At 55.3% G+C, this 19,752-nt stretch carries 20 protein-coding genes; 14 read left to right on the top strand and 6 right to left on the bottom strand.

The genetic code is table 11. The features are described 5' to 3' along the window. The first annotated feature begins 3 nt into the window (after positions 1 to 3). The gene (locus ACTNE6_RS18170; protein ID WP_442497747.1) at positions 4 to 2,217 is read left to right on the top strand and encodes an EAL domain-containing protein; all 2,214 of its coding nucleotides are present in this window, start codon (positions 4 to 6) and stop codon (positions 2,215 to 2,217) included. Here ACTNE6_RS18170 and ACTNE6_RS18175 read toward each other — a convergent pair. Next, positions 2,180 to 2,767 carry a CPBP family intramembrane glutamic endopeptidase gene (locus tag ACTNE6_RS18175; RefSeq protein ID WP_331821019.1) on the bottom strand — a complete coding sequence of 196 codons (588 nt, stop codon included), beginning with the start codon at positions 2,765 to 2,767 and terminating at the stop codon, positions 2,180 to 2,182. The genes ACTNE6_RS18170 and ACTNE6_RS18175 overlap by 38 nt on opposite strands. Before the next feature lie 82 nt (positions 2,768 to 2,849). Between ACTNE6_RS18175 and ACTNE6_RS18180 the strand changes: the two genes are divergently transcribed. Beyond that, positions 2,850 to 3,107, top strand: coding sequence for a YcgL domain-containing protein (locus ACTNE6_RS18180; protein ID WP_442497748.1), 258 nt, complete (start codon positions 2,850 to 2,852; stop codon positions 3,105 to 3,107). A 111-nt stretch (positions 3,108 to 3,218) separates the two neighbouring features. Here the strand turns inward: ACTNE6_RS18180 and dcd are convergent, their stop codons facing one another. After that, on the bottom strand, positions 3,219 to 3,785 hold the full coding sequence (gene dcd / locus ACTNE6_RS18185) for a dCTP deaminase (protein ID WP_194968129.1): 567 nt from the start codon (positions 3,783 to 3,785) through the stop codon (positions 3,219 to 3,221). Positions 3,786 to 4,017: 232 nt separating this feature from the next. After that, complete coding sequence (gene apbC, locus ACTNE6_RS18190; RefSeq protein WP_442497749.1) at positions 4,018 to 5,109, bottom strand: iron-sulfur cluster carrier protein ApbC; 1,092 nt, start codon at positions 5,107 to 5,109, stop codon at positions 4,018 to 4,020. Between the two features lie 186 nt (positions 5,110 to 5,295). Between apbC and metG the strand changes: the two genes are divergently transcribed. From metG to ACTNE6_RS18225, 7 genes are all read left to right on the top strand, one after another. Continuing rightward, positions 5,296 to 7,314, top strand: a complete 2,019-nt coding sequence (metG, locus tag ACTNE6_RS18195; protein ID WP_442497750.1) for a methionine--tRNA ligase — start codon at positions 5,296 to 5,298, stop codon at positions 7,312 to 7,314. 20 nt (positions 7,315 to 7,334) lie between these two features. Continuing rightward, positions 7,335 to 9,008 (top strand): hydroxylamine reductase, encoded by a 1,674-nt coding sequence (gene hcp / locus ACTNE6_RS18200; protein WP_442497751.1) that lies wholly within the window; start codon positions 7,335 to 7,337, stop codon positions 9,006 to 9,008. Positions 9,009 to 9,016: 8 nt separating this feature from the next. Continuing rightward, the gene (gene rsxB / locus ACTNE6_RS18205) at positions 9,017 to 9,571 is read left to right on the top strand and encodes an electron transport complex subunit RsxB (protein WP_442497752.1); all 555 of its coding nucleotides are present in this window, start codon (positions 9,017 to 9,019) and stop codon (positions 9,569 to 9,571) included. Beyond that, positions 9,568 to 10,203, top strand: a complete 636-nt coding sequence (gene nth / locus ACTNE6_RS18210; RefSeq protein ID WP_434484647.1) for an endonuclease III — start codon at positions 9,568 to 9,570, stop codon at positions 10,201 to 10,203. The genes rsxB and nth overlap by 4 nt, the downstream gene beginning before the upstream one ends. Before the next feature lie 156 nt (positions 10,204 to 10,359). Next, complete coding sequence (locus ACTNE6_RS18215) at positions 10,360 to 10,830, top strand: hypothetical protein (RefSeq protein WP_442497753.1); 471 nt, start codon at positions 10,360 to 10,362, stop codon at positions 10,828 to 10,830. A 94-nt stretch (positions 10,831 to 10,924) separates the two neighbouring features. Next, positions 10,925 to 11,776, top strand: a complete 852-nt coding sequence (locus tag ACTNE6_RS18220) for an HvfB family MNIO-type RiPP peptide maturase (RefSeq protein WP_442497754.1) — start codon at positions 10,925 to 10,927, stop codon at positions 11,774 to 11,776. After that, positions 11,757 to 12,536, top strand: coding sequence for an HvfC family RiPP maturation protein (locus tag ACTNE6_RS18225; protein WP_442497755.1), 780 nt, complete (start codon positions 11,757 to 11,759; stop codon positions 12,534 to 12,536). The genes ACTNE6_RS18220 and ACTNE6_RS18225 overlap by 20 nt, the downstream gene beginning before the upstream one ends. Before the next feature lie 49 nt (positions 12,537 to 12,585). On the opposite strand, the gene ACTNE6_RS18230 is transcribed toward ACTNE6_RS18225, so the two are convergent. Both ACTNE6_RS18230 and ACTNE6_RS18235 read right to left on the bottom strand, forming a co-directional pair. After that, positions 12,586 to 13,032, bottom strand: coding sequence for a hypothetical protein (locus tag ACTNE6_RS18230; protein WP_442497756.1), 447 nt, complete (start codon positions 13,030 to 13,032; stop codon positions 12,586 to 12,588). A gap of 137 nt (positions 13,033 to 13,169) precedes the next feature. Next, a complete protein-coding gene (locus ACTNE6_RS18235) occupies positions 13,170 to 13,754 on the bottom strand; it encodes a HupE/UreJ family protein (protein ID WP_442497757.1) in 585 nt (194 codons plus the stop codon). A 180-nt stretch (positions 13,755 to 13,934) separates the two neighbouring features. Here ACTNE6_RS18235 and ACTNE6_RS18240 point away from each other — a divergent pair, with 180 nt between their 5' ends. From ACTNE6_RS18240 to ACTNE6_RS18250, 3 genes are all read left to right on the top strand, one after another. Continuing rightward, entirely contained in the window at positions 13,935 to 14,126 is a 192-nt protein-coding gene (locus ACTNE6_RS18240) for a hypothetical protein (protein WP_442497758.1), read from the top strand. Then, positions 14,123 to 15,886, top strand: a complete 1,764-nt coding sequence (locus ACTNE6_RS18245) for a thiamine pyrophosphate-requiring protein (protein WP_442497759.1) — start codon at positions 14,123 to 14,125, stop codon at positions 15,884 to 15,886. Before ACTNE6_RS18240 ends, ACTNE6_RS18245 begins: the two co-directional genes overlap by 4 nt. Before the next feature lie 342 nt (positions 15,887 to 16,228). Then, positions 16,229 to 17,188, top strand: coding sequence for an IS110 family transposase (locus ACTNE6_RS18250; RefSeq protein ID WP_194971213.1), 960 nt, complete (start codon positions 16,229 to 16,231; stop codon positions 17,186 to 17,188). A gap of 122 nt (positions 17,189 to 17,310) precedes the next feature. Here the strand turns inward: ACTNE6_RS18250 and ACTNE6_RS18255 are convergent, their stop codons facing one another. Continuing rightward, positions 17,311 to 17,640, bottom strand: a complete 330-nt coding sequence (locus ACTNE6_RS18255) for a hypothetical protein (protein ID WP_442497760.1) — start codon at positions 17,638 to 17,640, stop codon at positions 17,311 to 17,313. Here ACTNE6_RS18255 and ACTNE6_RS18260 point away from each other — a divergent pair. Together ACTNE6_RS18260 and coxB are read left to right on the top strand one after the other, a co-directional pair. After that, a complete protein-coding gene (locus ACTNE6_RS18260; protein WP_442497761.1) occupies positions 17,617 to 18,774 on the top strand; it encodes a c-type cytochrome in 1,158 nt (385 codons plus the stop codon). The genes ACTNE6_RS18255 and ACTNE6_RS18260 overlap by 24 nt on opposite strands. Continuing rightward, positions 18,771 to 19,748 carry a cytochrome c oxidase subunit II gene (gene coxB / locus ACTNE6_RS18265; protein WP_442497762.1) on the top strand — a complete coding sequence of 326 codons (978 nt, stop codon included), beginning with the start codon at positions 18,771 to 18,773 and terminating at the stop codon, positions 19,746 to 19,748. The genes ACTNE6_RS18260 and coxB overlap by 4 nt, the downstream gene beginning before the upstream one ends. The last annotated feature ends 4 nt before the right edge of the window (positions 19,749 to 19,752 follow it).

The raw sequence follows: 19,752 nt of genomic DNA on the forward strand, positions 1-19,752 counted from the left end.
CTCATGGCGGACATAAAACTGTTATTAGTCGAAGATGACCTGACCGACCAGATGAGCTTCGAGCGCTTTGTCAAACGCGAGCATCTGCCTTATGACTATGACATTGCCGGCTCCGTGGCAGAAGCGATCGAGGCTCTGCAAAAAAACGACTATGAGATCATCCTGGCCGATCACGGCCTGGGAGACGGCACGGCCTTCGACCTGTTTGCCTTCATCCCCGAGACGACCTCGGTCATTTTCGTGACCGGCAGCGGCGGCGAGGATATTGCCGTCAGGGCGCTCAAGATGGGGGCCGCCGATTATCTGACCAAGGATCTTAGCGGCCAGTATCTGAAACTGATATCGGTCACCATCAATAATGTTTTAAAAGCCAAGGCGGCTGAAAAGGAGCTGGATGACTACCGCAACCGGCTCGAGAACCTGGTCTCGGAACGCACGGTTGAACTGCGCCAGGAAATCAACGATCGCCAGCAGGCTGAAGAGCAACTAAGGCGGGAAAAAGAACGCGCGCTGATTACGTTAAAGTCCATAGGCGACGCCGTCATCACCACCTCCAGAAACGGCATTATCGAATTCCTGAACCCGGTTGCCGAGAAATTGACCGGCTGGCGCGTAGCTGAAGCCAGAGGCCGCGTCATCGACGAAGTCTTCAATATCTACAATGACATCACGCGGAAACCGTTGCCCAATCCGGTCTTTCGCGTTCTGGCCACCCATGAGACCGAATTCGTCAGCCACGATACGCTGCTGATCAACCGCTACGGCATTGAATACTCGATTCAGGATTCCGCCGCCCCGATCCTTGACAAGGACCGCCAGATACAAGGCGTTGTCCTCGTATTCAGCGATGTCACGGCATCGCGGCGCCTGTCGAAAGAACTCGCCTACCAGGCCGCGCACGATCCCTTGACAGGACTCGTGAACCGCCGTGAATTTGAAGTCCGGCTCAACCGTGTTCTGAAAGCGAGAAACCACGGCGAAGGCGATTTTGCCTTCTGTTATCTGGATTTGGACCAGTTCAAGATCATCAATGACACCTGCGGCCATACCGCCGGCGATGAACTGCTCAAGCAGGTCACGACCTTGCTGCAACATGAAGTCAGAGTACGCGACACGCTGGCGAGGCTGGGCGGCGATGAATTCGGCATCCTGATGGAGCACTGCACGATCGAACAAGGCGAGCGGCTGGCTAACTCGCTGCGCGAAATCATCGCCAATTACCGGTTCAGCTGGGAGCGCCAAAGTTTCCGCATCGGCGTCAGCATCGGCTTAATCGCTATCGACGAGGAATTCCACTCGCTCAACGACCTGCTCATGATCGCCGATGCCTGCTGCTATGCAGCCAAGGATGCGGGGCGCAACCGCGTTTATGTGTATCAGAAGAACTCCGAGGAAATCCTGCAACGCTCCGGGCAAATGCACTGGATCGCCAAGCTCAATGAAGCGCTCGATAAAGATCATTTCCGGATCTATAAACACCACATCAAAAGCACCCGCGAACAGGATGGCGAGCATTACGAAATCCTGGTCAGAATAGAAGACAATAACGCACTGATCCCGCCCGGCGCGTTCATTCCGGCCGCCGAACGCTACGGCTTGATGCCGAAAATCGATCAGTACATTATCGCGAAGACGTTCGCTTGGCTTGCCGATAACCCCGATCAACTGGCCCAGCTGTCGCTGTGCACGATCAACCTGTCCGGCCATACCCTGGGCAGCGAGGGCATTCTGGGCTCCATCACGCGGCAGCTGGATTATTACGCCCTGCCGGCCCATAAGTTCTGTTTTGAGATCACCGAAACGGCGGCGATTTCCAATCTGAACATGGCGACCACGTTCATTACCACGCTAAAGGAAAGCGGCTGCCAGTTTGCGCTGGATGATTTCGGCAGCGGCCTGTCTTCATTTGCTTATCTGAAAAACCTGCCGGTCGATTATTTGAAGATTGACGGCATTTTTGTCCAGGATATCTGCAACGATGAAATCGATCTGGCCATGGTCAAGTCCATCAATGAGATCGGCCATCTGATGGGCAAGCAAACGATCGCCGAGTTTGTCGAAAACAAGGATGTTTATGACAAAATCGCAGCCTTAGGCATTGATTACGCACAAGGCTACTGGATCAGCCAGCCCGTCCCGCTGGAGACCCCGTATATCGCCGAATCTTTTATCGATGTGACTATTGACGCCCCTTATACGCGCGAATCAGCGCCATAAAAGCCAGAAAATCATAGAGCCCGTGAATGATGATCGGCGTCACCAGGTTTCTGTCGCCGCCGTAATCGAGAGACCAGCCCAGATAAAGCCCCACCAACGCCGCCAACAGCGCATAAAGCGGCGTCACGGCATGCACCAGCCCGAAAATGATATTGCTGCCGATCAACCCCGCGGTCATGCCCCACGACGACTCTATCCAGGGCTGAATCACGCCGCGGAACAAAATCTCTTCGGATACGCCGGCAATCGCCGCCAGCATAAACACATCGGCCCAGTGATAACGGTGCAGCCCGGGCCCCAACGTTTCAACCAACAATCGTCTGATGTGCGCCAGAGAGTCTATCTGCAACTGTTCCAGCGCCGCGAACATAATAAATAACGGCAGCGTTCCCAATATGCCGTAAGCGATCGCGCTTTCCGAAAAGCGCAGGTTTTCAAAAGGATCGATACCGGCAATCCAGCCCAGAATGACCGCGACTATGATCAGCGACGCTTCAAAGTAACAGGCCTGTTTGTAGAAAGTATCGGGATTGAAAGAGGTTTTAGCCATCGGTACGATTATGAATTAAGGATAAGCCATTCTAACCAAAAATAGTTAAAATAGCTGTCTTGATTCATTTTCGTTTAATGCCATGCAGTGTTTCATTTATAAAAGCCTCAAAAAAGAAGACCTTTATCTGTACATCGATAAAAAAGACGATTTCTCGAAAGTGCCGGAAATGCTGTTCAACAGCTTCGGAAGAATGGCTTTCGTCATGGAGCTCGAACTGACGCCGGAACGCAAGCTGGCCCGGGAAGATGCCGGTAAAGTCATAGCCAGCCTTAAGGAAAAAGGTTTCTTCGTGCAAATGCCGCCGACCAGGGTAGAGGCACCGTTAAAAGTCCAGTAAGCGTATAAAACCACGAAGAACACGGAGAACACGTACCCGCGCCCTTCTTGGTGAATAATCAATCTGCTTAAGCTGATGGGGATAGGATTACGCCCAAAACCAACCGCAATCTTAAGTTTTCGGCAAGGTAACGCCAGTCTGCCCCTGATACTTGCCGCCCCTGTCCTTGTAAGAGGTTTCGCACACTTCGTCGCTGCCGATGAACAGCATTTGCGCGACGCCTTCATTGGCATAGATTTTGGCTGGCAGCGGCGTGGTATTGGAAAACTCCAGCGTCACATGACCTTCCCATTCCGGTTCCAGCGGCGTGACGTTGACGATAATGCCGCAACGGGCATAAGTCGACTTGCCCAGGCAGATTGTCAAGACGTCGCGCGGAATACGGAAATACTCGACCGTGCGCGCCAGCGCAAACGAGTTCGGAGGGATGATGCAGACATCGGACTTCACATCGACGAAACTGTTCGAATCGAAGTTTTTCGGATCGACGATGGCCGAATTGATATTGGTGAAAATCTTGAATTCATCAGAACACCGGACATCATAGCCATAACTGGATGTGCCGTAGGAAATGACGCGCCCTTGCTCCGCATTTCTGACCTGACCGCGTTCAAACGGCTCGATCATGCCATGCTCTTCCGCCATGCGGCGTATCCACTTGTCCGACTTAATGCTCATGAACTACCAAATACCTAATTGATTTAAAAAGACTAATTTTCACACAGACAGATAGTCGGGCGCAAGGCGGAAACAGCCAGCCAACGGCCAACGCCAAGCCAGCATTCAGCCGCAGGGTACGCACTGCGTACCTTTTCAGAGCCGCGATGAGTCGAGAAAATCCGAAAGGTATGCGGTGCGTACCCTGCAGAACTGCCAACGCCAAGCCAGTGTTCAGCCTTGCACTGCCTAATCAAGTATTTTGCACGACAATATTAGGGAACTTACTGCTGAAATCCTTGGCTTTCAGCGCCAGTTTGGCAGCGGCCTTGCGGGCAATTTCCCTGTAGATCTGCGCCGGGCGTCCGTCGGGATCGGCCGCGACCGTCGGCCGGCCGCAATCGGCGAACTGGCGGATAGTGATATCCAGCGGCAGCGAGCCCAAAAAGTCGACCCGGTTTCTCTCGGCCATGGCCGCGCCGCCGCCCTCGCCGAAAATGGCTTCTTCATGGCCGCAGTTGCTGCAAATGTGTATGCTCATGTTTTCCACGATCCCCAGCACCGGCACGTTGACTTTCTCGAACATGCCGAGACCGCGCTGGGCGTCGATCAGGGCGATATCCTGCGGCGTCGTGACGATGATCGCGCCGCTGACCGGAATCTGCTGCGCCAGAGTCAGCTGAATATCGCCGGTGCCGGGCGGCAGATCGATGATCAGATAGTCAAGGTTGTTCCAGTTGGTGTCCTTCAGCAGTTGCTGCAAGGCATTGGTCACCATCGGGCCGCGCCAGATCATCGGCTGGTCGGCATCGACCAGGTAACCGATGGAATTGGTCTGCACGCCGTAAGAGACTTTCGGCATCATGGTCTTGCCGTCCTCGCTGGCCGGATAGCCGGACAGTCCCAGCATGGTCGGAATGCTGGGGCCGTAGATGTCGGCATCGAGAATGCCGACCTGAGCGCCTTCAGCCGTCAATGCCAGCGCCAGATTGACCGAGGTCGTGGATTTGCCGACCCCGCCTTTACCCGAGGCGATGGCAATGATGTTTTTGACATTGGGCAACGGCTTCAACGCCTGCTGTACGGCATGCGCAATGATTTTTACCGAAACATCGACGGTCACATTGCCTACGCCGTCCAGTGCTTTCAGGTGCCGCTCGACGCCCGTCTTCAGCTCGTCGATATAACTTTTGGCAGGATAGCCCAGTTCCAGTTTAACGCTGACATTGGCTCCATCGATTGCGATCGCCTTCACCGTTTTTGCGGAAACCAGATCGGTGCCATTGTTCGGATCGATAAACGTACTCAGAAGATTTTCTACATCAGCCCTTTCGATGCTTGACATACTATGCTCCATGTTAGGAAAGTAAGGATACGAGCAAATAACCAAGTAATTTACTCTGGAATAGAAGCCATTTTACCGCTTTTCTCATATAATGCACATTTTAGCGCAGCGTTATTCGGTAGCGGCGCTATTTTATGCCATAATACACGGTTCGTTTTGTCTTCGTACTGCTTGGTATTTAATTTTATGTCGGATAGAAAAATTCTCGTCACCAGCGCTTTACCCTACGCCAACGGCCCTATTCATCTTGGGCATCTGGTTGAATACATTCAAACGGATATTTGGGTACGTTTTCAGAAACAACGCGGCAATCAATGTTATTACGTCTGCGCGGACGACACGCACGGCACGCCGATCATGCTGAGAGCCGACCGCGAAGGCATTACGCCGGAAGAGCTGATCGCCCGGATCGGCAAGGAACACCTGGCCGACTTCACTGAATTCGGCGTCGCTTTCGACAATTATCACAGCACCCATTCCGACGAGAACAAGACTTTTTCATCGCTGATTTACGCACGCCTGCGTGATGCCGGACACATCACCTCGCGCACGATTACGCAGGCCTACGACCCGGTCAAGAACATGTTCCTGCCGGACCGTTTCATCAAAGGCGAGTGCCCCAAATGCGGCGTGCCCGATCAATACGGCGACAGCTGCGAGGCCTGCGGTGCCACCTATTCACCAACCGAATTGAAAAACGCCATTTCCGCCATTTCAGGCGCAAAGCCGGTGGAAAAAGACTCTGTCCATTATTTCTTCAAACTCGGCGATTTTGTCGGGCTGCTTCGGCACTGGACCAAATCCGGACATTTGCAGCCGGAAGTCGCCAACAAGCTCGATGAGTGGCTGGAAGCCGGCCTGCAGCAATGGGATATCTCGCGCGACGCGCCCTATTTCGGCTTCGAGATTCCGGACGCGCCGGGCAAATATTTTTACGTCTGGCTCGATGCGCCCATCGGTTACATGGCCAGCTTCAAAAACCTGTGCGAAAAGCAGGGTATCGATTTCGACGCCTTCTGGAGCAAGGACAGCGACGCCGAGCTGTACCATTTCATCGGCAAGGACATCATTTACTTCCATGCCCTGTTCTGGCCGGCCATGCTGAGCGGCGCCGGCTTCAGGACGCCCAGCGCCATTTTCGCGCACGGCTTCCTGACTGTGAATGGCGAGAAAATGTCCAAATCGCGCGGTACGTTCATCAAAGCCCGGACCTATCTGGACCATTTGAATCCCGAATACCTGCGCTATTATTTCGCCGCCAAGCTGAGCGCCGGCGTCGACGATATCGACCTGAACTTCGACGACTTCAGCCAGCGCGTGAATTCCGACCTGGTCGGCAAGGTCGTCAATATCGCCAGCCGCTGCAGCGGTTTCATCAAGAAACGCTTTGACAACAAACTGTCGGCACACTGTTCGGAACCGGCCCTGTTCGCCGAATTCGCCAAAGCCCATGCGCAAATCGCCGAGTTTTACGAAGCGCGTGAATTCGCCAAGGCCATGCGCGAAATCATGGCGCTGGCCGATAAAGCCAACCAGTACATCGATGAGAAAAAACCCTGGCTGATCGCCAAAGAAGAAGGCAAAGACGCCGAGCTGCATGAGGTCTGCTCGATGGGCATCAACCTGTTCCGTATGCTGGCCGCCTATCTGAAACCGGTCATCCCGGCGCTGGCGTCCGAAGCCGAGCAGTTCCTGAACATCGCCTCGCAAGCCTGGCCAGCCGATGTGCAACCGTTGACAGACCATGCCATCAACGACTTCAAACCGCTCATGACGCGTGTTGAGCCAGATAAAATCGCGGCCATCATCGAGGCTTCCAAGGAAAGCCTGGAGAAAACCGCCGAAGCGCCCAAAGCCCGTACCTGCGAGCCGATCGCCGACACGATCGAGTTCGACGATTTCGCCAAGCTGGATCTTCGCATTGCGCGCATTGTCAAAGCCGCCCCTGTCGAAGGGGCCGAAAAACTGCTGCAATTGACCGTCGATATCGGCGATGAGACGCGCAATATCTTCGCCGGCATCAAGTCGGCCTATGCGCCGGAAGACCTGGAAGGCAAATTGACGGTCGTGGTCGCCAACCTGGCCCCGCGCAAAATGCGTTTCGGCGTCTCGGAAGGCATGGTGTTGGCGGCAGGCCCCGGCGGCAAAGACATATGGGTGCTGCACCCTGACGAAGGCGCGCAGCCGGGCATGCGCGTTAAGTAATTGAGTAAGAGAGTTAGATAATGTTTTGTTACCACTGTCAGGAAGCCAAAAAAAACGTTGCCTGCGATTCGGCCGGCATCTGCGGCAAGAAAGAGGATGTGGCCAGTCTCCAGGACTTACTGGTGTATGTGCTGAAAGGCTTGTCGTTTTATGCGCATCACGCAGGGCAACTGGGCATACGCGATGCCAGAAACGACCGGTTCACGGCCCGGGCGCTGTATTCGACTGTAACCAATGTCAATTTCGATCCGGCCGTTTTCGTATCCCTGATACAGGAGACCGTGCAGCGCCGTAACCATCTGCGCCATCAGTTTAACGCTGCGTTTGAAGAAAAGAACGGCGCGCCTTTCAGCGAGCCCGTGCCTGAAGAGGCGGCCTGGCAGTATACGGACGTTTCGGAAGCGGCTTTTGTGGCGCAAGGTGAAGCCGTCGGCGTCACGCAGATTCCCGCGCTGGATACCGACTGCCATGCCCTGCGAGAATTGCTGGTATACGGCCTGAAGGGCCTGGCCTCATTGATCGAACACGCCGAAGCACTGGATTTTTCCGATGACCAATTGTATGCCTTCATGCACGAGGCGCTGGCATTCAGCCTGAAAGCCGATAGTTCTTTCGACGACCTCATGGCCATGAACCTGAAATGCGGCGAACTCGGCATGGCCGCTTTTGCCCTGCTCGACAAGGCCAATACCGCGCGCTTCGGCGATCCGGTTCCGACCAAGGTCTATTTCGACAGCTGGGACAAACCGGGCATCCTGGTTTCAGGCCACGATCTGCGCGATATCGAAGACTTGCTGGAACAGACCGCCGGCACCGACGTCGACGTTTATACGCACGGCGAGGCCATTGCCGCGCACGCTTACCCGGCGCTGAAAAAATACTTCAATCTGGCCGGCAACTTCGGCGATGCCTGGCAGGAACAGCGGACCGATTTCCAGAAATTCAACGGCCCGATCCTGATCACGACCAACAGCATCCAGCAGCAGAAAGACAAGTACAAAGACAAGATTTACACAACCGGCATGGTCGGCTGGCCCGATATACCGCATATCGCCGACCGCAAGCCCGGCCAGCGCAAGGATTTCAGCGCGCTGATCGAACAGGCCCGGCAGTGCGAGCCGCCCAGCCAGCTCAGCGACAACACGACCACGCTCGGTTATGCACATCAATCGCTGCACAGCTATCTGGACTCGATCGCCGCCGGCATCAAGGACGGTTCCATCCGGCGCCTGGTCGTGCTGGCCGGCGCCGATGGCCGCCACAAGGAGCGCCGCTATTACGCGCAGATTGCCGAGTTGCTGCCTCAGGATACGTTGATCCTGACCGCGGGCGATACCAAATACCGCTTCAACACGCTGGTTTTCGGCGATATCAACGGCATTCCGCGCCTGCTGGACGCCGGCCAGAGCAATGACTTTTATTCATTGGTCGTATTCCTGAAGGATCTGCAGCAGGCTTTGGGCTTTGCCGACCTCAACGCGCTGCCGGTGTCTTTCAATATCGCCTGGTATGAACAAAAAACCATCCTGATGACGCTGGGTCTGCTGGCGCTGAATGTTAAAAACGTACGTCTGGGCCCGACTCTGCCGCCGTTTTTCTCAGCCAAAATCAAGGACTGGCTGGTCGAGCAATTTGCGCTGAAAGGCATAGATAAGGTCGAAAACGATGTCGCAGCGATGTTGGAGGGTAATTAAACAAAACCGTGATTGACCAAATAAACGCTTTACTGCCGCAAACCCAATGCGGCCAATGCGGTTTCAAAGGCTGTAAGCCTTACGCCGAAGCTATCGCCAGCGGCCAGGCCGACATCAACCAATGCCCGCCCGGCGGTGACGAAGGCATCGTCGAGATCGCGCGTCTGCTGGGCGTGCCGGCCAAGCCGCTCAATACGCAATTTGGCCGCCATAAGCCCAAACAGGTCGCCTTCATTATCGAAGAAGACTGCATCGGCTGCACCAAATGCATCGCGGCCTGCCCGGTCGATGCGATTTTGGGTGCGGCAAAATTCATGCATACGGTCATCGCTTCGGAATGTACGGGCTGCGAACTTTGCATCGCGCCCTGCCCGGTCGACTGCATCGTCATGAAGCCTGTAGAGCCGCAGCCGACGCTGGAGCAGAAATCCGCGCAGGCGCAAAAAGCCATGCGGCGCTATGAAGTGCGCAGTCAGCGCCTGGTCCAGGACGAAGCAGAAAAAGCCGAACGCGCGCGCAAGAAAAAAGAAGCTTTACTCAAACTGAAACCGGCCAAGCTATGAACGCTGAAAAACGCCGCGCCATTTTTGATCGTTTGGCTGAAGCCATCCCCGAGCCCAAGACCGAACTCCAGTATACGACGCCTTTCGAGTTGCTGATCGCGGTCGTACTGTCGGCCCAAGCGACCGACAAAGGCGTCAACAAAGCCACGGCCAAGCTGTTTCCTGTCGCCAATACGCCGGAAGCGATCCTGGCGCTGGGCGTGGAGGAACTGAAGGACTACATCAAGACCATCAACTTATACCGAACCAAAGCCGCCAATATCATCACGCTCTGCCAGCAACTGCTCGAGAGGCATGAAGGTCAGGTGCCGCAAACGCGCGAGGAACTGGAAGCGTTGGCCGGCGTCGGCAGAAAAACAGCCAATGTCATGCTGAACACCGCTTTCGGACAGCACGTCATTGCGGTCGACACGCACATCTTCCGCGTCGCCAACCGCACCGGCATCGCGCCTGGCAAGAATGTGCGGGAAGTGGAGCAAAAGCTCGAAAAATGGGTACCCAAGCAACATAAAAAAGATGCCCATCATTTATTGATACTGCACGGCCGTTATACCTGCATCGCCAGAAAACCGCTCTGCCCCAACTGTGTCATTCAGGACTTGTGCGAATATCCGCATAAAACGACTTATTAGCTAAAAACTCAGTGGCAGGAACTTAGATAAGGCTGTATAGTCTCTAGATGTTCAAAATTTGGACAAGCCGATATTCATCATTTGTTCATTTGTGCTTGATATCATAAGCTGCACTCGATGCTTATGATTCATTTTTTATAATACACGGGAGTCAATATGAAAAAAATTAATAAATCACCTTTCGCCGCGGCTATGGGGACCGCAGTCCTGTCCACTCTGGCTGTAACAGCGGCTCATGCAGAAGCCAGCCCTTTCGCCATGAACGACATGAACAGCGGCTACATGCAATTGGCTGCAGCCGACACTGCCAAGTCCGGCATGAAAGAAGGCTCATGCGGCGAAGGCAAATGCGGCGGCGCCATGAAAGCAGCGCCTAAAACTGTGGAAGGTGCTTGCGCCGGCAACAAACCCGCTGCAAAGCCAGCCAATAAGGCGGCAGAAGGCAAATGCGGCGAAGGCATGTGCGGCGGCATGATGGAAGGCGGCAAAATGAAAAAAGGCATGGAAGGCATGTGCGGCGCTATGATGAAAGGCAAAGAGGGCGCTTGCGGCGCCATGCAAAAAGGCACTGACGCTAAAGGCACAGGCCAGCAAAAAGTCAGCCCTAAAGACGCAGCCGGCGAATAAGCCTTGAGGCAGGCACAACCCTGCCCTGACTGCCAAAAGAGGGCATGACCAACCGTCATGCCCTCCCGCTTTAATCCAATACACAGGTGTTCTTATGGACACAACGCTAAATCTCGTGCATGGCGCTGGCATGGGCCTGCGCCGATCCTTTTTAACTGAAATCGTCGAAAATCCGCCCAAAGCCGTCGACTTTTATGAAGTCGCGCCGGAAAACTGGATCACGATAGGCGGCAAGCTGGGCAAGCAGTTTCGGGCCATGACCGAACGCTTTGACTTTGTCTGCCACGGTTTGTCCTTATCGATAGGCAGCACCGATCCGCTCGACGAGAAATTCGTGCGTGAAGTCAAAAACTTCATGGCCGAGCACCAGATCAAATTCTACAGCGAACACTTGAGCTACTGCAGCAACGAAGGTCATCTGTACGACCTGATGCCCATGCCGTTCACCTCGGAAGCCGTCTCGCACGTCGCGTCGCGCATCCGGCGCGTTCAGGACATTCTGGAGCAAAGAATCGCCATCGAAAATATCTCCTATTACGCCGCGCCGGGCCAGGAAATGTCTGAAATAGACTTTTTCAATGCCGTCGTTGCTGAAGCGGACTGCGACGTGCTGATCGACATCAACAATATTTATGTGAACAGCGTCAATCACGGCTATGACGCCGAATCGTTCCTGAAAGCGATTCCGGCCGACCGCATCGCTTATGCGCATATTGCCGGGCACTATGTCGAAGCCGAGGATTTTCTGGTCGACACGCATGGCGCCGACATCATCGATCCGGTCTGGAAGCTGCTGGGCAAAGCCTACGAGCTTTACGGCGTATTCCCAACGCTGCTGGAGCGGGATTTCAACATTCCGCCTTTAAAAGAACTGGTAAAGGAAGTCCGCACCATCCGGTTGATACAAAACGCCTGGAAAAGTCAGCATGAAAAACAGTCAGCCTGAAACTGCCGGCCGCGTCGACTTCAAAGCCAAGCAACTGGAATTTGCGGCTTATATCAGGGACCCCGAAAACAATCCCGCGCCGGCCGATGTCAAGGCTCAGCGCATGACCATGTACCGCGAGCTGTTCTTCAACAATGTCGAGAGCTTTCTGTCCAGCAGTTTTCCGGTTCTGCGCGAGATTCTTGATGACAAGCAATGGTTCGCCCTGGCGCAGGATTTTTTCGCCAGTCACCGCTGCCAGTCACCCTATTTTTCCGAAATCCCGGAAGAATTTCTCGATTACTTGCAGAACGAACGCGACAATCCTGAAGATTTGCCATTTCTGCTCGAACTGGCGCATTACGAATGGGTGGAAACCGCCTTGGCGATAGCCAAAGTGGAGGTGGTCGCCAATAGCCGCGATGACATCGACGCGCTGCTCTACAAGCGCATCGCCTTGTCTCCGCTGGCTTGGCCACTGGCTTATCAATACCCGGTCCATCAGATATCGCCCGATTTCCTGCCGACGGTGCCGCCGGATCAACCAACATTTCTGATCGTTTACCGCAATATCGACGATGAGGTGCATTTCTCCCAGATCACGGGCATCACTTACAGACTGCTGCAACTGATTCAGGAAAATGAAGGGCTGAATGCTGAAGATTACTTAAAACAAGTGGTTCAGGAAGCCAATCATCCCGATCCGGCCCTGATCATGGAAGGCGGCCTGACAATCCTGAAAGAATGGGCCGAAAAAACGATTATTACGATAATCGCCTAAAACATAGCATTAAAGGGGCGGATCAATCCGCCCCATCAATCTCAGCCTTTTACTGTTTTCTATTAAACAACTGCGGTCCTTTAGGCTGGGCTTTCTCCTGCAGACAGTGGTAAGCTGCGCTTTCATACTTGATCACCAAAGACTGGGTATTTTTATGCTCGGTGATAAATTTCTTGGCTTCATCGGCCGTCAAGTCTTTCATTAAGAAAGTCGCGATACACATGCAGGCATCTTCGAGCCGCCCTTTGTCGGACTCTTTATTGATTGAATTTTTCAGCTCTCTCTCTACGCATTGGTCCGCAAACTGATGCTCGAAAGTATGTTTCTGAACATCGGTCACGACCACATCATGCGAATGGTCAAAAGGATTATGCACTTCGGCGCTGGCCGGCTTTTGTTCTTCCTTATCATCCGAACAGCCCGCCATAGACAATGCCAGAACAGTGCCGGTCAGGGCCGCAAAAAAGAGATTTCTTGTGAAGATAAACGTTTTCATAAATTTGAGTCGTAATAGTTAAATTTCTAATCGGCTATTCAGGCAACCGGAAAAACCTTAAGGCTGGCCACGATAAATCTTGAACTTTATCATTTTATGCAGCCTCGTTCTACTGATCATCGGTTAAAGAGTGCGATTCAGCCAATGCTCAGGTAAATGCCGCCAAGCGTTATTGCACCGCCGGCCAAACGCATCGCTTTTTCTGTACTGAGTTTTCTCAGGATAACGCCCATGGACATGCCGGCAACATGCAGCAATACCGTCGCTAACACAAAACCCAGACTATAGGGAACCGCATTGGCTGCCGATGGCATTTCAACGCCATGCATATAACCGTGGCACAGCGCAAAAACACCGACCATGCTCGCGCTGAACGCCAGAGACATCTCAAAAGCACCAGCAACCACCGCGCCCAGAACCAGCACCGACATCAGGATACCCTGCTCAGCATAAGGCAGGGCTACGCCTGCAAGGCCGAGCATGCCGCCGGCCATCATCATGGCTACAAACGCGACGGGCACGGCCCATAGCGCCCGCCCGCCCTGCTGCACGGCCCACAATCCCACCGCAACCATGGCAAGCACGTGATCGGCGCCAGTTATAGGATGAATGAAGCCGGAAGCCCGCCCCATCATTTCATGGACGCCCATATGCGCCCAGGCAGAAACCGGCGCAAGAACGCACGATGTGGGAATAAACAACTGCAGGACTGATTTTTTCATGGCATTCACCTTTCTTGTAAGCGGCAGTTTTTTTATCGTTCAAACCTAATCCGAAGCATTTTAATCAGCCGGCCGGCCGCATGCCAGATAAAAAAATATTGGCATAAGCTCGCTAGCGCACATAACTGCGCAAAGTCGATACGTAAGCTATTAAAAAACAAAAGCGATCAGGAGAATGACATGACCACGACCAAGAAAGACCAGCCCGATAAAAATACGCCCCGCAAATGCGCCCATCCCGGCTGTAATTGTCCGGCGCGGCCGGGCGAACAATATTGCAGCGAGTTTTGCGAAAACATCGTCGGCTCCGATGTCTGCGGCTGCGGACATACCGACTGCAAACCCCATCCCCATGCAGAGGCGGGAACATGAAAGAAAACGTCAGCGATTTTTTATTGCGCCGCTTGTCCGAATGGGGCGTCAAACGCATTTTCGGCTATCCGGGCGACGGCATTAACGGCGTGTTCGGCGCCCTGAACCGGGCTTCGGACTGGATGGATTTTGTCCAGGTGCGCCATGAGGAGACAGCCGCCTTCATGGCCTGCGCACACGCCAAATTCACCGGCGAAGTCGGCGTCTGCGTCGCCACCTCGGGCCCTGGCGCCATTCATCTGCTGAACGGTCTGTACGACGCCAAGCTCGATCATCAGCCCGTGGTCGCGATCGTCGGTCAGCAGAAGCGCACCGCCCTGGGCGCCAATTACCAGCAGGAAGTCGACCTCGTATCGTTGTTCAAGGATGTCGCGCATGAGTACGTGCATATGGTGTCGACACCGGCGCAGATACGCCACATGGTCGACCGCGCCATGCGCATCGCCCAATCGGAACGCAGCGTCTGCTGTCTCATTATCCCTAACGATATACAGGAAATGGATGCCGAAAAACCGCCGCGCGCGCATGGCACCGTCTATTCGGGACTCGGCTATCAGGCCCCGCGCACCGTGCCGCAAGCCGATGAATTGCAGCGCGCCGCCGACATTCTGAACACTGGTGAAAAGGTCGCGATGCTGGTCGGCGCCGGCGCGCTGGATGCCACGGCCGAGATCGTCGAGGTGGCCGATCTGCTCGGAGCCGGCATTGCCAAGGCATTGCTGGGCAAAGCCGCCGTACCCGACGATCTGCCCTATGTGACCGGCTCCATCGGCCTGCTGGGCACCCGGCCCAGCTATGAGATGATGGCCGACTGCGACACGCTGCTGATGGTCGGCTCGAGCTTTCCCTATTCCGAATTCCTGCCCGAGGAAGGCCAGGCGCGCGGCGTGCAGATCGACATCAACGGCCGCATGCTCAGCATCCGCTACCCGATGGAAGTGAATCTGGTCGGCGACAGCGCCGAGACGCTCCGGTTGCTGATTCCATTGCTGCATCGCAAAGAAGACCGCGACTGGCGCGAGCGGATCGAGAAAAATGTGGCTAAATGGTGGGAAACGCTGGAGGAGCGGGCCATGGAGGAAGCGGACCCGATCAATCCGCAGCGCGTCTTTTCGGAGCTGTCGCCGCGCCTGCCCGACTATTGCATACTCACCAGCGATTCCGGTTCCGTCACCAACTGGTACGCGCGCAACCTGAAAATCCGCCAAGGCATGATGGCTTCGGTGTCCGGCGGCCTTGCGACCATGGGCTGCGCGGTGCCTTATGCGATGGCGGCCAAATTTGCTCATCCCGATCGGGTAGTCATTGCGCTGGTCGGCGACGGCGCCATGCAGATGCTGGGCATGAACGAACTGGTCACGATCGGCAAATACTGGCAGCGCTGGCGCGACCCGCGCCTGATCGTGATGGTCCTGAACAACCGCGACCTGAACCAGGTAACCTGGGAGCAGCGTGCGATGGAAGGCGATCCGAAATTCGAAGCCTCGCAGGACGTGCCCGATTTCCCTTATGCGCGTCTGGCTGAACTGATCGGCCTCATGGGCATACGCGTCGATCAGCCTGAACAGCTGGCCGATGCCTGGGAGCGCGCGCTCAGCGCCGACCGTCCGGTCGTGCTGGAAGCCTATGCCGACCCCGACGTGCCGCCTCTGCCGCCGCACATCACTTTCAAGCAAGCCAAAGCCTATGCCTCGGCTATCCTGAAGGGCGACCCGGATTCGGTTGACATTATCAAGTCCTCCATGAAACAAATTTTTTAAAAGCGGCTCTGTAGGGTACGCATCGCGTACCTTACTCAATACCAACAATTTTCAATTTTTAAAAAGGTACGCGGTGCGTACCCTTATATCTCGATTTTACCCAATTAGGGATAAAATCCCCGGCTGATCACCGGGCGGGAAGCGGAGAAGCCGGGCGTACCCTGAGGCTTCGAGCCTGCTGCGTAGATTTCGCTCTCCGTTTCCCTCATCCGCCTCATAAGTTCGTACGGTATGCGTAGGCTCCCGTTTCGCCGGGAGAGCCTGTATGATCTAAGGCTGAACCAGGCGTATGCCTTAAAATTGATCTTATTGATTTTATATAGTTTTTTGGAGTGTTTAAAGATGTCCCAAGTGACGGTTGGTGTGGATATTGCCAAGCATAAATTCGATGTTGCCCGCCTGGAGAACGGCAAATACAAGCATAAAAAATTCGACAACACGCCGGAAGGTTTTGCCGCTTTGATCGTCTGGCTGACGACGTTCGGCGGCGTCAAGCCCTCGGTTTGCATGGAAGCGACTGGCGCCTACAGCATCCCTCTGGCCGAATGCCTGGCCCAATCAGGCTATCCGGTGGCTGTCGTCAATCCTGCCAGAATCAAGGGATTCGCCAAGAGCGAATTGAGCCGAATCAAGACCGACAAGGCTGACGCCAAGCTGATCGCCCGGTATGCCCAGGAAAAGAAACCGCCTTTGTGGACGCCGCCACCTGCCAATATCCGCGAACTGCAAGCCTTATTACGCCGGATCGAAGACCTGCTGGAAATGCAGCAAATGGAGAAAAACAGACTGGATACGGCTGACCCCACGATTGCCGAATCCATCAGAGCCGTCTTGGCACATCTGGAGCAGGCGCTTAAAACCACACGCGAACGCGTTCAACGTCTTATCGATCAAGACCCTGATCTCAGGCACCGGCGCGCTTTGCTGGAAACGATTCCTGGCATCGGCGAAGCCTCCTCTGCCCACCTCATGGTCGCTTTGAGCGATCACTACGGCTTCACCACCGCCAAGCAAGCTGTCGCCTTTGCTGGACTCAATCCCGCCTTGAACGAATCCGGCAAGTGGAAAGGCAAAACCCGCATTTCCAAGATGGGTGATCCGATGTTGCGCGCGAAGCTATACATGCCCGCCGTGGTCGCGGGAAGACACAATCCCGTCATCCGCCTTTTCCGCGAACGCTTGGCTGCACGCGGCAAGAATGGCATGGCCATCGCCTGTGCTTCAATGCGCAAACTCGTCCATATCGCCTTTGCCATCCTGAAATCGAATAAACCTTTCGACCCCAATTTTGCGCTTGCATAATGGGCAACAAGACGGTATCTACCTAGCTGTATTGACCAGCAGATGCTAAAGCGTTCAGTAAATCCCAAGCCGGCTATATCGAGCTGATGATCAAACTGGCGCACTTTGGCTCGTTTCCATTGTCATATAAAAAACAATGCAATTGCCCTGATGCTCTGCTGCCAACTGCCTAAGGACTGATTGAGCCGGCAAAATCCGGCCTTGAAAAGACAACAGTATTCTCTTGGCGGCGAAAAATCCTGGATACAAGGGGAACAACGAATGCATGCCAAGCCCACAAAGTTGTTTACGTTTGTAGAACTCGCGGTCTTGTCGCTGCCGGCATTTCTGGCACTTTGCCATGACGGAATTTTTTCGCGCCGCATGGCCAGCCCTGTCGTGCCAACGGCGGTGCTGACGACCTTGGCATCAGCTTCGGAAAGGATGTCATGATGGCCTGGATAACCCGACATTGGCGTTCTCTTCTGCTTTGGGGGCTCGGACTTTTTGCCGCGGGCGTTGCGCTTGCCTTCATTATCGCTTATTCCGGAATTTTCAACATCGCGGCGAGCGCAGGCCATCCCGCCTGGATGGAATGGTTTCTGCAGTTTGGCAAGGAGCGTTCGGTCAAAGTCAACAGCAGACCTATTGTGCCACCAGAGCTTGACTTTGCCGAACTGGTGCCGCTGGGCGCCGCGCACTTTCAAGGCACCTGCGCCATCTGCCATGGCGCGCCGGGGCAGCCGGTCAACCCGGTTTTCGATCATATGTTGCCGTCGCCTCCCGATCTGCAAAAGCATGTGCGCTACTGGAACCGCGAACAACTGTTCTGGATCGCGCGCCACGGCCTTCAGTTCACCGGCATGCCGGCCTGGAGCGGCGGAGACCGCGATGATGAAGTCTGGGCAGTGGTAGCCTTCCTGGAAGCCATGCCGTCAATGACCAAAGCGGATTACCACCGCTACGCCAGCGGCCACAGCAAGACACCAAGCGCTTCCGCTCAGGAGTTTGTGCACAAGGGCCGGCCCAGGCTCGATCTCACTGCATGCAACCGCTGCCACGATACCGCTGACGCATCACCTACCAGCCTGCACATACCGCGCCTCGGCGGCCAGGATGAAGCTTATCTGAAAAGGGCGCTGCAGGAATATCGGGACGATTTCCGGCAGAGCGGCTTCATGGAACCGGTGGCGGACGATCTCGATGATGAGCAGATTGATCGTCTGGCCGCCTACTACGCCGCCTTAAAGCCTTTTCCTCACAAGCGGACAGCAGCATCTTCTCCGGAACTGCGCGAACTGGGCCGCCGGCTGGCCGAGCAAGGCGACCGGGAGCGCAGGATTCCGGCCTGTCTCTCGTGCCACGGCGACAAGGGGCGGGAAGATTATCCGCGCCTGGCCGGCCAGTCCGAGCCTTATATCAGGCAGCAATTGCAGATCTGGCGCCGGGGCGGCCGCAACCAGACGCCGCACGGCGCCATGATGTCCGTCGTGGCCAGACGGCTGACAGATCAGCAGATTGAAGCTGCGGCGGCGTTCTTCGCGAACCAACCGCCGCAGAGCGGGCACGCCCTTTCAGGCAGCGCAGAAGAGGCGGCGCGGCCATGATCATCGTAAAATCGTTTGTGATTGTAGTGCTGATGGCGCTGGCAGGCTGCGCGGGCGAGCAGTCGGCCTTCGTCGGCCTCGGGCCGGTCGCATCGCGCATTTCACTGCTGATGTGGATCATGTTCATTGCCGCCGCACTGATCACGGTGCTCATGTGCGCGCTGGTCTTCGTTGCCATCACCGGCTCCGGCAGTTGGCGCCAAACGCTGACCCGGGAAAAAACCGTGGTGCTGGGCGGCATCGCCTTCCCGGTCGTGACTTTGAGCGCGCTGCTGATTTACGGCTTCTCGGTATTGCGCGTCGGGGAGGATCTGGTTCAGGCCGAAAATCCGGTGCGCATCGCCGTGGTCGGAGAGCAATGGTGGTGGCGTGTGATTTATCGGCACGACGATGGCCGCACGACGGAAAGCGCCAATGAAATCCGCATCCCTACAGGCCGTCCTGTTGAAATCGAATTGACGACAGCGGACGTGATCCACAGTTTCTGGCTGCCGGCCTATGCAGGCAAGGTCGATATGATCCCCGGCCACACCAACCGCCTGCATTTCATCGCCGACAAGCCTGGCGTCGTGCGCGGCCAGTGCGCGGAATACTGCGGCGGTGCCCATGCGCTGATGGCTTTTTACGCCATGGCGATGACGCCGGCTGACTATGATGCCTGGCTCGCCAAGGAAAAGGCCGATGCGAGGCCGGCACCCGACAAGGCAGGCGAACGGCTGTTCCTGGCCAGCGGCTGCGGCGGCTGCCATACCGTTCGCGGTACTCAAGCCAATGGCACGGTAGGGCCGGACCTGACGCATGTCGGCGGCCGGCTGTCGCTCGGCGCCGGCATTCTGCCGAAAAAGCCGGAAAATTTTGCCCGCTGGATCGGCTGGCACCAGCAGCTTAAGCCGGAAAACCTGATGCCGCCGTTCGGCTTTTTTTCCGAAGATGAGCTTCGTTCCTTGGCGGCTTATCTGAACGGTCTGGAGTAAGCGC

The sequence above is a fragment of the Methylobacter sp. sgz302048 genome (assembly GCF_052162025.1).
In the GTDB taxonomy this organism is placed as follows: domain Bacteria; phylum Pseudomonadota; class Gammaproteobacteria; order Methylococcales; family Methylomonadaceae; genus Methylobacter.

Bases quoted from the DNA above. Each gene is read 5' to 3' on its own strand.
- ACTNE6_RS18170 (WP_442497747.1), top strand. From the start codon at position 4: ATGGCGGACATAAAACTGTTATTAGTCGAAGATGACCTGACCGACCAG.
- ACTNE6_RS18175 (WP_331821019.1), bottom strand. From the start codon at position 2,767: ATGGCTAAAACCTCTTTCAATCCCGATACTTTCTACAAACAGGCCTGT.
- ACTNE6_RS18180 (WP_442497748.1), top strand. From the start codon at position 2,850: ATGCAGTGTTTCATTTATAAAAGCCTCAAAAAAGAAGACCTTTATCTG.
- dcd (WP_194968129.1), bottom strand. From the start codon at position 3,785: ATGAGCATTAAGTCGGACAAGTGGATACGCCGCATGGCGGAAGAGCAT.
- apbC (WP_442497749.1), bottom strand. From the start codon at position 5,109: ATGTCAAGCATCGAAAGGGCTGATGTAGAAAATCTTCTGAGTACGTTT.
- metG (WP_442497750.1), top strand. From the start codon at position 5,296: ATGTCGGATAGAAAAATTCTCGTCACCAGCGCTTTACCCTACGCCAAC.
- hcp (WP_442497751.1), top strand. From the start codon at position 7,335: ATGTTTTGTTACCACTGTCAGGAAGCCAAAAAAAACGTTGCCTGCGAT.
- nth (WP_434484647.1), top strand. From the start codon at position 9,568: ATGAACGCTGAAAAACGCCGCGCCATTTTTGATCGTTTGGCTGAAGCC.
- ACTNE6_RS18215 (WP_442497753.1), top strand. From the start codon at position 10,360: ATGAAAAAAATTAATAAATCACCTTTCGCCGCGGCTATGGGGACCGCA.
- ACTNE6_RS18220 (WP_442497754.1), top strand. From the start codon at position 10,925: ATGGACACAACGCTAAATCTCGTGCATGGCGCTGGCATGGGCCTGCGC.
- ACTNE6_RS18225 (WP_442497755.1), top strand. From the start codon at position 11,757: ATGAAAAACAGTCAGCCTGAAACTGCCGGCCGCGTCGACTTCAAAGCC.
- ACTNE6_RS18230 (WP_442497756.1), bottom strand. From the start codon at position 13,032: ATGAAAACGTTTATCTTCACAAGAAATCTCTTTTTTGCGGCCCTGACC.
- ACTNE6_RS18235 (WP_442497757.1), bottom strand. From the start codon at position 13,754: ATGAAAAAATCAGTCCTGCAGTTGTTTATTCCCACATCGTGCGTTCTT.
- ACTNE6_RS18240 (WP_442497758.1), top strand. From the start codon at position 13,935: ATGACCACGACCAAGAAAGACCAGCCCGATAAAAATACGCCCCGCAAA.
- ACTNE6_RS18245 (WP_442497759.1), top strand. From the start codon at position 14,123: ATGAAAGAAAACGTCAGCGATTTTTTATTGCGCCGCTTGTCCGAATGG.
- ACTNE6_RS18250 (WP_194971213.1), top strand. From the start codon at position 16,229: ATGTCCCAAGTGACGGTTGGTGTGGATATTGCCAAGCATAAATTCGAT.
- ACTNE6_RS18260 (WP_442497761.1), top strand. From the start codon at position 17,617: ATGATGGCCTGGATAACCCGACATTGGCGTTCTCTTCTGCTTTGGGGG.
- ACTNE6_RS18255 (WP_442497760.1), bottom strand. From the start codon at position 17,640: ATGTCGGGTTATCCAGGCCATCATGACATCCTTTCCGAAGCTGATGCC.
- coxB (WP_442497762.1), top strand. From the start codon at position 18,771: ATGATCATCGTAAAATCGTTTGTGATTGTAGTGCTGATGGCGCTGGCA.